This window comes from Dyella ginsengisoli LA-4, from assembly GCF_000334915.1.
GTDB lineage: Bacteria > Pseudomonadota > Gammaproteobacteria > Xanthomonadales > Rhodanobacteraceae > Dyella_A > Dyella_A ginsengisoli_A.
Genome location: NZ_AMSF01000043.1, coordinates 1 through 12856, shown reverse-complemented (window position 1 = coordinate 12856; position 12856 = coordinate 1). Strand labels below are relative to the sequence as shown.

Below are 12856 nucleotides of genomic sequence, written 5' to 3'. Positions count from 1 at the left end.
AGGCGTTGGGGATGAAGACACCCGCTGAGGCATACGCTTTAGCGGCCTGACCTGTGCAGGAACCGCTGGGTCATTACACGATTCCGCTTTGCCCTTCAGTCAAAGCAGCCAGACGGCACCAAAGGAAACCCCGCATATAGCGGGGTTTCCTTTACTGGCAAGACTAGTTCCTTTACAGCGGCTGCCACCTAGAGCATGGCAGCCTTTGGTGGCTCCCTGAAGTGATGGGCCGAGCTTGCGATCAGCATCTCATCAGGCCAGTTTGCATCCTGATGCAGCGCTGCCGTCTCCGCAGAAATGGGATGGAAGCGGGACATCGCCTCGATCAACTGCTGCGCCTCACGCCCTATGCCGGAGGCATGCCCGAAGGCTCTCTCCCCACGGACCGAGACTCGATCCAGCAGTTCGTCGATCATATCGGGACCGAATCCCCGAGCCGATCGGCCAAGTAGTGGCTGGTGGCCCCCTCCAGAGCGAGAAAGCAGAGAAGATCGAGAATCGGCCCCACCCTGGGCGCTCAACGTATCCATCGGTGTGATCGATTCGTTCGCCATGAGAGACATCGCGGAAACGCTGTTGGGTGCAAACCCAGTTGGAAGCGGGGTCAATAGGCCGGCGAAGTCCGAGGCCGGAATCGCGTAGCCGCCGCTTGGCTGCACGTAACTGATGGACAGGTCCCCGCCCTGAAAGTGGTCCTGGACGCGCACCTGCTGGGCCAAGTCACCATCCACCAGGATGATCAGGTCATCCCCACTCTGGTGGAAGCTCAACCGGCTGCGGTCGACGCCATTGAAAAACAGCCAATCCGTGCCGCCGCCGGTGTTGTCAATGACATCGCTTCCTGATCCCGCCTGCCAGATGTACTGATCGTCGCCGGTGCCACCGAGGAGAAGATCGTCGCCGTCCTCACCGACGAGGGTGTCGCTGCCGGCCCCTCCGATCAGGATGTCATTGCCTGAGCCGCTGAACGAGCCATTCCCGCCGGACAGATAATCGTTGCCATCTCCGCCGTCGAACTTGTCGTCACCGCCGAAGCCGAAGATCGTGTCGTCACCGCCGAGGCCGTGAATGAGGTCGCGGCCGTTGGTACCAAGCAATTGCTCTCCTGCAGCCGTGCCGTCGACGATGTTGGGGTAGTCACCATCGTTCCCCGGCTCGGTCGGCGTGCCCTGACCGCCACTACCGCCCCCGATCAGAGCGTTGATCGCCGCGGTGTCGAGCATCGAGCCGCTCGCCGGTTGCACGAAGTCGATGGCGGCATCCCCACCCACGAAGTGGTTGGTGACGCGCACCGTACGGTTGGCATCGCCATCCACCGTGATCACTAGATCGTCGCCGTCGCGGCTGAAGCCCAGCTGCGACGCGGTGATGCCGTCGTTGAAGAACACGCCGTCGTAGCCACCGCCGGTGTTGTCGATGGTGTCCTGTCCACCACCGTAGACGTAGCTGTCATCGCCGGTGCCGCCGATCAGGGTGTCGTTACCATCCTCGCCGCTGAGCGTGTCGTTACCTGCGCCGCCCTCCAAGCGGTCTGCGCCAGAGCCGTTGCCGCCGCCGTTTCCTCCGGCCAGATAGTCGTCACCATCGCCGCCCTGCAGCGCGTCGTCCCCAGCCAGGCCGAACAACTGATCGTCACCGGCAAGCCCCTTGATCAGGTCCTTGCCGGCGCTGCCCACCAACTGCTCGCCGGCCGCGGTGCCCTCGATTACCTGGTCGTACTGCCCGCCGGTGCTGCCACCAGCCACGATCTGGTTGATTTCGGCCGTGGTGAGGTAGTAACCGCCGTCCGGCTGCACGTAGTCGATGGCTGCATCGCCGCCCAGGAAATGATTAGTCACGCGCACCGCAGGCGCCGTCCCGGCATCAACGAAGATCAGGAGATCGTCACCATCGCGACCAAACGAGAGACGTTCGCGGGTGATGCCGCCGGTGAAGAACACGCCGTCAAAGCCACCATCGGAGTTGTCGATGACATCGCTGCCCGAGCTGACGTCGAAGACATACTTGTCATCGCCGGCTCCGCCAATCAGCAGGTCGTCGCCACCGCCGGCAACCATCGTGTCGTTGCCGCCACCACCATCGATCCTGTTGGCGCCGCCGTTTCCGGCGATATAGTTGTCCAGGTCGTTGCCAGTGCCGTCGATATCCGCGCTTCCGGTCAGGAATAGGTTCTCGACGTTGGCCGAAAGCGCGTACGAGGCAGATGCCTGCACTTGGTCGGTGCCACCGTTTGCGGCCTCGATGACGACGTCGCTGCCATCGTCGACGATGTAGTTGTCGTTGCCGGCGCCGCCTTCAAGATGATCCACGCCGGTTCCGCCATCGAGATAATCGTCACCGGCGCCGCCGATCAACGTGTCGCTGCCGGTGCCGCCGAACAGCGCATCGTTGCCGTCCAGGCCCTGTAGCGTATCGTCGCCGTCCCAGCCTCCAAGGGTGTTGTCGCCGCTGTTGCCGGTGACCAGATTGTCCAGGTCGTTGCCGTTACCGGTCGCGACGCCATCGGCCAGGATCAGGTTCTCGACGTTGTCCTTGAGCACCAGGTTGGTCTCGTAACGGCGTTCGACCGTATCCAGACCCTCACCGGTGTTCTCGTAGACCCAGTCGTCGCTCGACTCCTCGATGAAGTAGTCGTCGCCCAGCCCGCCGTAGAGCGAGTCAGCCCCCTGCCCGCCCTCCAGGCGGTTGTTGCCGGCGTTGCCGACCAGCACGTTGTCCTTGTCGTTACCCGTGCCGTCGAGGTTGGCTGTGCCAAGCAGGGTGAGATTTTCCAGCGTGGCGCCCAGCACGTAGTCGATGCTCGACTCGACCGTGTCCTCGCCTTCTCCGGCGGCTTCCACGACCTGGTCGCCCACGTTGTCGACCACGTAGGTGTCGTCGCCCAGGCCGCCGGCCAGCACGTCGGCTCCCGCTCCACCGTCCAGGCGATTGGAGGCGGTGTTGCCTAGAATGGTGTTGTCGCCACTGTTGCCCGTGCCACGCCAAGCGCCGCTTCCTTCCACCAGGACGAGCTTTTCGATGTTCTCCGAGAGCGTGTAGCTGCTGAACGCGTTGACAACGTCGAAGCCCTCGCCGACCAGCTCGACAATGACGTCGCCTTCCGCATCGACCGCGTAGGTATCGTCGCCGGCGCCGCCGATCGACTGGTCGATGCCGCGCCCGCCATCCAGCAGGTCGTTGCCGGTGCCGCCGACCAGCGTGTCGTCGCCGTCGTTGCCCTGCAGCACGTCGTCGCCGTCCAGGCCCTCGAGGCGATTGGCGCCGCCGTTACCGACCAGTTCGTTGTCGAGCGCGTTGCCGGTACCGTCGACCGAAGCCACTCCCGCCAGCTCCAGCTGCTCGACGTTGGCCGACAGGGTGTAGCTCACGGTGCTGCGGATCGTGTCCTGGCCCTCGCCTGCCACCTCGGTCACCGTGTCGCCGGCATCATCCACGAGATAGACGTCGTCACCACTGCCGCCGTACATCTGATCCTGGCCCGTGCCGCCGTCGAGCACGTCGCCGTCGGCACCGCCGCGCAGTACGTCGTTGTCCGTACCGCCTGACAGGTGATCGGCGCCGTCGCCGCCGTCCAGGGTATCCGCTCCCGCGCCGCCGGCGAGGTGGTCGTTGCCGATGCCGCCGGAAAGCGCGTCCACGCCATCGCCGCCGTCGAGCAGGTCATCGCCCGCGCCGCCAAAGAGCTGGTCGTTACCGCCATCGCCATAGAGCTGGTCGCCGCCGTCTCCGCCATCGACGATATCGTCGCCCTCGCCCGCGCGGACGATGTCCTGTCCGCCCAGGCCATCGATGGTATTGCCCAGTACGTTGCCGAATATGGTGTCGTCGACCGCCGTGCCCAGCAATACCTGTGCGTCGATGTCCTGCGGGGAAAGCGACCACAGCGATCCCGTATCGATGGCCAGCGACGCCGTCGCCAGCCCCGTCGCTCCATCGAAGAACCGCTCGAAGCGAACCTCGTCGCCGGAGCTGCTCGCGAAACGAATGACCAACGTGGTGCCGTCGCGACGCATGCGCACATCGGTGACCGGCAACCCATCCAGGGCCAGGGTGTTCAGCCCCTGCAGGTCCGAGATCCGGTCCTTTCCGTCGCCACGGGCGAACACGTAGCGGTCCTCGCCCGCACCGCCGTACAGGAGATCGTCGCCCGTACCGCCAGTCAGGGTGTCGGCGCCGTCGCCGCCGCGGATCTCGTCGTCGCCATCGCCGCCGGAGAGCTGGTCATCGCCTGCCTCGCCGGAAAGCCAGTCACGGTCGGCGCCGCCATCGATTACGTCGTTGCCGTCGCCGCCGTACAAGGCGTCGAGGCCGGCACCGCCAAGCAGATGGTCGTCGCCTGCTCCGCCTGACAACGTGTCGTTGCCGTCGTCGCCTGCAAGCGTATCGACGCCATTTCCACCGTCGAGGAAATCGGCGCCGGCGCCGCCGGACAGTGCATCGTCGCCATCGCCTCCGGCGATACTGTCGTCACCCAATCCACCCGAAAGCGTGTCGTTCCCGACGTAGCCTACGAGGGTGTCGTTACCGTCCGTGCCCACCTGGACCAGGGCCTTCACGGCCTCGATATCCCACACGGTGCCATCGGCGAAGCGAATCACATCCAGACGGAAGGCGCCTGCTGCGTCGTCGCGGAAATACTGCTGCACGTAGACGCGATCGTCGCTGCCACTGATCTGCAGCGACAGATCGTCCCCGATGCGGGTGGCCACCACGTCTGCCGTCCCGATCCCCGCCGCGAACTCGAGGCTGTCGATGCGGCCTGCATCGGAATCGTTGTTGTAGATGGTGTCGCGGCCGTCGCCCCGTGCGAACACGTAGGTGTCGTTGCCGGCACCGCCCGCCAGGTAGTCGTTGCCCGTACCGCCCTCAAGGAGATCGTCGCCGTTGTCGCCGGCCAGGCGATCGTCGTCAGCTCCGCCTTTCAGCACGTCGTTGCCAGAGCCGCCCGAAAGTACGTCCTCCCCCTCATCGCCGGAAAGCGTGTCGTTGCCGTCGTCACCACCGAGGCTGTCGGCGCCTGCACCGCCCGAAAGCGTATCGTTGCCGCCACGCCCCACCAGCCAGTCGTTGTCGCCGCTACCGGTGATGACGTCGTCGGTCTCGTAGCCGTAGATGTCGTCGTTGCCGTTGCCGGCGACCAGCACCATGGCCTTGACTGCCTCGATATCCCACGTCGTACCGTCCGCAAAACGGATCTCGTCCAGGCGGTAATCACTATAGCCATCGTTGCGGAAGTAGTACTGGATATCGACGCGGTCTTCGGTACCGTTGATCTGAAGACAAAGATCGTCGCCACTGCGCCATGCCTTGACATCTTCGGCGGCGACTCCCGGGTCGAATTGCAGTATGTCCTTGCGCCCCGCGGCGCTGTCGTAGTTGTTGATAGTGTCGTGACCGGCACCGCGACCGAAGACATAGATATCGCTGCCGGCGTTGCCAGCCAGGTAATCATTGCCGGTATCGCCAGCCAGGCGATCGTTGCCATCGCCACCTTGGAGGGAATCGTTGCCTTCGGCACCGTACAAGACATCATCGCCGCTGCCGCCATTCAGGCTGTCGTTGCCCGCCTCGCCATACAGCACATCGTCACCAAGCCCACCGCCCAGGTTGTCGGAGCCATCACCGCCATAGAGCGTGTCGTTGCCGTTGCCACCATCCAGCGTGTCGGCGCCCGCGCCGCCACTGAGCAAGTCGTTCCCCACGCCGCCACTGAGCGTGTCCGTTCCGTCGCCGGCAAGGATTACATCGTTGCCATCGCCGCCATTCAGCACCTCGCGTACGCCATCAGCTTGATCACGACCCACCAGCACCTCGTTGCTTGCAGTGCCCGTGGTCGTAACGCTGCCCGAGCTAGCCTCGCCACTAAATAGCACCCCAGCTTCGATCAGCGCCGCCTGCAAGCCGGCATCCCCTGTAGCCTCGGCCAACCAGCTTCGCAGCGTTGCTTCGCCCTGAGACCAACCGTTACCGACAAGCAATTGTCCGTTGAATTTGAACAGCTCGTCCAGGTCGACGATGGCAGTTGCGGGAGCCTCCATGTGCTTGGCAACCAGGGCTGCATCGAGTCCGGCGAAGTCAAACGTGATCTCCGATGCGTCACCGGAGAATGTAACCTGCAGCAGGTCTAGATACGGCTTCAATCGCGTTTGCATGGCCAGCGATGCGTAAGTCCCCTCGAAGAGGGTGTCGTAGACCTTGAGGTACTGGCCGACAGTCGCATCTCCCCACCAGATGTCCGTGATCGGCGCACTACCCAGCACAGCTTCCACCACACGGACTTTGCGAACCACATCGGCTGGCAGGTCGGTCGTCAACCACACCGGCAATTCACCCGGCCGCAGCCTGACCACATTGGCGGAGTTGGGATCCTCCACACCGCCGCCGGCGTGCACCTTGATGCCACCGCTGGTGAACGTCGGATTGGTTTTCGCCCAGTCGTAAAGCAAATCATCGAGCAACATGCGCTGATCGGCGCGCGTGGACACTCCCGAATAATTGCGCACGTCCTGCTCCAACGCCGAAGAAAGCACGCAAGCCTCACGCAGGTCGCGCAGCTTGCCCATGCCCTTGAGGTCCGCCAAGTCCCTCAGGGCCTCGGGAATCTCCACAGCCTGCGTGTACCTGCTGTGCACCGCATCGTTGTCGAAATCAAAATCCTGCACCGCCCCCACAACGACCGTACCATCCTCCTGCACGCGGGTGAAGGTGCCTTCTCCTGTGCGCACCCCGCCATCCACCACCACGTGATTCGTGCTCGTGGGCGCCGTCGACAAACTGGTGATGCCGAGATCGGCGAGTTTCAGCAACTCTCCTACATCGGTGACTCCGTTGCCATTAGCATCGCGCCACACGCGCAATGATGAAAAGCCCGAATCAGCGGCATCAACTTTGCCATCGCCATTGGTGTCCATAGCGGCCAGCGCTGCAAAACCATTGGCCGCAGTTGAACCATCCGCCAGCTGTGATTGATCGCCGAACAGCTCCTGGCCTGACTCGATCAGACCATTGCCGTCGATATCGCGAACTAGCAAGCCGTCGGCCGAGCCCACCCAACCGGTCGCGGTGGCGATGCCGTCGCCGTCATTGTCAAATAGCGCACTTGCCCAACCCGAATTGCCGCTTGTGGCAACCTGTCCATCACCATCTAGATCCAATGCGAGGGGGTCATAGCGAACGACTCTATAGGAGTTGTCGTCATTGATATCTCCTGCAAGTCTCTGAATGGCATCAGCGATGCTATCGCCTATGCCAAGAACATGAGAAATGGTCCATCCGAGTCCGTGATCCATCGCAAAACCCATCAGCCAGTCCAGGCCAATAGTCTTGGTGAATCCACTTTCCCATAAATAAGTGCCGATCTTTCCTCCTGCGTATCCAGCTGCGAGTGCTGCCATTGCGGGCACCAGCATCGCTGCTGTAACACCTGCCCCCGCATCCAGCAGGGCAGCGCCAATGACTCGACCTAATGTCGCGGAAAACGCCGATGAAGCAACAAGCCCACCCAACAGACTGGATCCAGAATTGCCAAGGCCGTCAGCCCCTCCGGAGGATGCGCCGGTAAGCAATTGCAGGCTACCAAGAACAGCGCCCAGCGTACCCGCCCCCTTAACCAAAGCACTTCCACGACTAATTGCTGAAGTGGCGGCATTGAATGATGCCTCGCTACTTTCAAGGTAGGTCGCCGCTCGTTGGAGATTATTAATGGCGGCGGTTTCTGCGGCGGAACCTGTCCCGTTTTCGCTTATTGCAGATTGGTAACGCGATGCCAAGTTGTTCAGAAATGCGGCTGTCTTCGCCGAATTAATGCCATCCTGCGCATGCGCAGCACCAAGATCCTGATTTGCAACGCCTAGCGATCTAAAAAACGCGTCGCCACCTATTCCTGCAAAATCATATGAGTCAGGAGCCCAAGAAATGGATGGCGTATCACCAAACGATTTCTGATACTCATCGGCTGCAATTTCGCAAAAAATTTGCTGATTACTCTTATCTTCGCTCATTTCAACGATCCTTGTTTGAGTGAATCAATCTAGCCCACATCACAAACACCCCTCCATACAGGAGCAGCGACATCACGCCCATTGTATTCATGACAAAGAAAATGAATATTTCGTCTAACGTACCTCTCTTGCCAACGCCAAATCCTGGTCCGGCATAAAATACGGCGAAAATTGTCATTGCCGTAAAAACAATACATGCCAATAGGACACCCCATTTGTTATCAATTAATTTCACTTCTTTAATTGAGAGCCATGCTCGCCCATCAGCATAAATATCACGCAATCGACGCATTTTAGCCAATGGTATACATGACACGTACCACGCCACAATAATGTACTGCGCCGGGAGGAGTGCAATAGACAGAGAATAATAAATCTTGGCCAAATTTGGAAATCCGGTATTCGATGCAGCATGCAATAAAAATGGTGAATACCTATCGATAAAAATATTTAAGGAACTGACGATTTTATCTGGCAATGCAGAACTAATGACTGGCAGCAAAAATGTTAGCGCCAGTAAAGTAAGGAACATTTTTTTACGAGTATTGCCGTTATCTTTTGTCATGAGCGGTAAGAATATTTTGATGACATAAAGGAGATACCGTAAAGGAAATTATCTATGGGGCACATGGCGATCTCATAGGAAACAGCTAAGGCCCTGCATTGTTCGGCTACTTCGGAGAGACCTCTAACCTCGATGCCATCAGGCAGGAGAAAAATGATCGCGAACCCGATCGATATATACGAAGCAAGGATGTAAATTGGTAAATTCCAGTCCTTGCCGTGGCGCATTATCGCCATTTTAAAATTCCGATAAATGTACGATCTCTTGGCTTATTGCTCATCCAGCCCTCCAGGAGCCTTAACTCTTATTCAATTCGTGATCGGAGCGAACTTTTGAAGCGAAAAACTATCCTGATAGTTTTACCGCTCCCTCATCGACTCATCCACACCCCGCCGCAGCGGATCGAGGATGTAGTCAATAACTCGCCGCTTCCCCGTATTGATCTCCGCCGTCAGCGACATTCCGGAAGTCAGGTTGACCGTAACCCCATCGATCACCAACGCCGTTTTCTTCATCCTCACCCGTGCCTGATAAACCAACCCGAGCTTCTCGTCCTGAATGGCGTCGTGAGAAACACTTTCCACGATGCCCTCGATGTAGCCGTAGCGCGTGTACGGAAAGCTCTCGACCTTGATCGTGGTGCGCTGTCCCGGACGCACGAAGCCGATGTCTCATACATGGGCGTACCCAATCCCAGCTCGTCGTTATTCGCTTCAAATTTGATCTGCTGCGTATCACGCAATGCTTCCAGTTGATCGCGTTGCGCCTGAGTGAGTGTGATGCCGCCGCTGCCGCGCTGGTAGCTAACGTTGATCGTCATAAATTTCCTTTCCTTGGTTTAGATGACAGTTGTCAATGGATTCAAACGACAACAAATTCATTGGTTTGGATTCACGAGAAGCCGCTGGATCCCTGCACGAATGGCCCGGTCCACGTCTATCATTCGTGCAGGAGGAACGCGCTCTCTGTTGATCTGATATCTGAGCTCTAGACGTTCGGAAAGCTGGTAATGGACTTGGCAATCTCTTGCCCAGATGCCCGGACCGAAACCACAGGTAACGATGAAGGGATTGCCAAGCGGAGTGCTGTAAAAAGACGCCTGCGCCGATAAAACGGACGAACCCCGTTTTTGACCTGCGTGGCCCGTGCACTCCACCAGGCCGCCGTCAACCTCATGACATGGATGCCGTTTCACCATCATGGCCAACGTCTTCATTGCGAACAGCTCACCATAGGGGCGATGGTTGATTCGCGAGATATTGACAGCCTGCAATGCCCCCGGCGGCACAACCCTCAAATCACCGAGCAGGAATGTCAGACGTGAAGTAAGGTGCAGGCTGAAAGCCTCAGCCGGATGATCAGGGCAGCCAGGCGGGGCATCACCCGTAGGCGGTATTTCCCCCAGATTGGGGTAAGGAATTGGATAGATGCCCACCCAATCCGGCGGAGGGGGGACGCGAAACACATCCTCACCCAGCGCCACGTAAATGGCATCATTTGGCTGGCCGTGGCACGTTGTAGGCATGACGGCGACTTCAGGGCCTACTGGCGCCGCAGTCTCCGCAGCGTGCGCATGCGTGCACAGTGCGAGGGCTAGGCACACCGTTCGCCCAAGACGATCGGCTCGCTTGCGATGGCTAACGAGTCTTCCCGCGTAAAGCCGATACCGAAAGCCGATCACCATTGGGCCCTCACTTTCATGTGCAAATGCTCGCTAACGTCTTCTTTCAACTTCTGCACAACGTGCATCTCCGCTCCTACTCCGTTCAGCGCTCCCGCATCGCCTCCACCGCCCCTCTTCTCAACGGATCGAGGATGTAGTCGATCACCTGGCGCTTTCCCGTTTTGATCTCTGCTGTCAAAGCCATGCCCGAAGTCAGGTGCACCTCTACACCGTCGACCTTCAGGGTTGCAGCCTGCATCGTCACTCGTGCGCGGTACACCAGTCCGAGCTTCTCGTCTTGGATTGCGTCATGGGAAACGCTTGCCACGACACCTTCGATATACCCGTAGCGCGTGTACGGAAAGCTCTCGATCTTGATCGTGGCCCGCTGTCCCGGACGCACGAAGCCAATGTCCTGGTTAAGCACGGTGGCCTCAACTTCCATCTGATCGTTCTCGGGCACAACAGATAGCAACGGCTGGGCCGGCGTGACCACGCCTCCCACGGTGTGCACGGCCAACTGCTGCACAGTTCCGGTTACAGGAGCATGTAGTTCCATGAGTGCATTGCGTTGCGTGGTGCGTACTACCTCCGGTTCGAATTGCAGAATCTGCTCGCGCGCATGGCGCAGCTCGTCCAGCAACTGACGGCGGGTATCGGTCACGGTGACGGCCAGTTCCTCTCTCGCACCGACGATGGCCGACTGCAATTCGGACCGGCGGCTACGCTGCCCGGCCAGATCTCGCTCGGCATTGATGCGCTCCTGCTTGCGCAGCAGGTATTCCTGACGTGGCACGTAGTTCTTGTCGAGCAACTTCTCGTAATCTGTGACGCGAGTGCGCGATATCTCCAGGTATTGCTCCAGCGGAACGATGGCCGATTCGACCGTGCGAAGTTCAGCCTGCTTCTGCTGCACCATGGCTTGAAGACTTTGCTTCTTGGCAGCGAAGGCGGCGTACTCACTAAACGCGAGACGTTGGGTGGCCTCGAAACGATCGGCAGGCAAGTCACCATCCGGGGACATGACTGGCGGTGTTGCGGTGTCGATGGCTTGGACCAGCGCCGCGGACCGAGCGGCTGCAAGCCGCGCACTGAGCAATGCTTCCACGGCCTTACGGCTATCGGCTGTGGTGGAGGTGGCATCCAGTTCGATGAGCAGATCGCCCTGCTTCACTTCTTGACCATCGTGCACAAGGATGCGCCGTACAACGGCGGTTTCAGCCGGCTGTATGATCTTAGTGCGGCTGCTGGTTATCGTCTTTCCAGGAGCAACAGCGACGACATCCAGCTTGCCGAAGCAGGCCCACAGCAAGGCGATACAGAACAGCGCCATGATGATCCACAAGCTGACGCGCGGCGCCGGTGACAGTGGCGTTTCGGTGAGCTCGAGATGTGCCGGCAGGAACGCCAATTCCTCGCGCGTGCGCTGAATAGGTTCCAGTGCACGACGTTCGGCCCAGGCTGCACGGAAGACCTGTCCATAACCTCGAAGTATGTCGCCGATGGCACTCCATTTGCCCGTCATGGCGTCAGCCCTGCTGCAGTCGGGAAAGGTGCGTGAAGTGCCCGTCGGGACGCTTCAGCAATTCATCGGGCGTCCCGGTTTCCACGATGCGCCCTTTGTCGACGACGACGATGCGATTGGCGTGGCGTACGGTGGACAGGCGATGGGCGATGATCAATACCGTGCGGTCCTGGCAGATCGAGCGCATGTTGGCCATCACGGCACGCTCCGACTCATAGTCGAGCGCGCTGGTCGCCTCGTCGAAAATCAGGATGCGCGGGTCGGCCACCAGTGCGCGGGCGATCGCGATGCGCTGACGCTGCCCGCCGGACAGGCTGGCGCCGTGTTCTCCGACGACGGTGTCGTAACCCTGCGGGAGTTCAACGATGAACTCGTGGGCACCTGCCAGCTCCGCCGCGCGGATCACCCGCTCCAGCGGCATGCCCGGGTCGCTCAGTGCTATGTTCTCGCGGACACTGCGGTTGAAGAGAAAATTCTCTTGCAGCACCACACCCAGCTGGCGCCGTAGCCAAGCGGGATCGGCCAATGCCAAGTCGGTACCATCCACCAGTACTCGACCACGCTCGGGCACATAGAGCCGCTGCACCAGTTTGGTCAGCGTGCTCTTCCCGGATCCGGAGCGCCCGACGATGCCGACCACTTCGCCAGGCTGGATGTCGAGGTTGATCCCAGCAAGCACTTCGGCGGTGTCGGGGCGGTAACGGAAACCGATGTTTTCGAAGGTGACCCGCCCGCGGATCGGTGGCAGGGCCATGCGGCTCCCGCCCGCTTCGGTCCGCGTGTTGAGGATGTCGCCCATGCGCTCCATCGAGATACCGACCTGCTGGAAGTCCTGCCACAGCTGCGCAAGTCGCACGATCGGCGTCGACACCTGGCCAGAGAGCATGGTGAAGGCAATCAGCTGACCGACAGACAGCGATCCGTCGATCACCATCTGAGCGCCCCAGAACATGATGGCCACGCTGACCAGCTTCTGCAGAAACTGCACGCCCTGTTGTCCGATGTTGGCCAATTGAGTCACCCGGAAACCAGCGCTGACGTAGCCCGCCAGCTGGTTGTCCCAGGTGCGCACCATGCGCGGATCCACGGCCATCGCCTTGACC

General features: G+C 60.1%; 6 protein-coding genes. All 6 read right to left on the bottom strand.

The window, feature by feature from the left end:
* Window positions 1-188 precede the first annotated feature (188 nt).
* On the bottom strand, window positions 189-8000 hold the full coding sequence (locus C693_RS24385) for a calcium-binding protein (protein WP_157798612.1): 7812 nt from the start codon (window positions 7998-8000) through the stop codon (window positions 189-191).
* A gap of 1 nt (window position 8001) precedes the next feature.
* The gene (locus C693_RS23720) at window positions 8002-8565 is read right to left on the bottom strand and encodes a hypothetical protein (protein ID WP_157798611.1); all 564 of its coding nucleotides are present in this window, start codon (window positions 8563-8565) and stop codon (window positions 8002-8004) included.
* A 359-nt stretch (window positions 8566-8924) separates the two neighbouring features.
* Window positions 8925-9224 (bottom strand): HlyD family secretion protein, encoded by a 300-nt coding sequence (locus tag C693_RS0111755; protein ID WP_017462475.1) that lies wholly within the window; start codon window positions 9222-9224, stop codon window positions 8925-8927.
* 218 nt (window positions 9225-9442) lie between these two features.
* Entirely contained in the window at window positions 9443-10048 is a 606-nt protein-coding gene (locus C693_RS23715) for a hypothetical protein (RefSeq protein WP_157798610.1), read from the bottom strand.
* Window positions 10049-10331: 283 nt separating this feature from the next.
* On the bottom strand, window positions 10332-11753 hold the full coding sequence (locus C693_RS0111750; RefSeq protein ID WP_052329388.1) for an HlyD family type I secretion periplasmic adaptor subunit: 1422 nt from the start codon (window positions 11751-11753) through the stop codon (window positions 10332-10334).
* A 4-nt stretch (window positions 11754-11757) separates the two neighbouring features.
* A partial coding sequence (locus C693_RS0111745; protein ID WP_017462473.1) for an ATP-binding cassette domain-containing protein occupies window positions 11758-12856 on the bottom strand: 1099 nt, incomplete at its 5' end.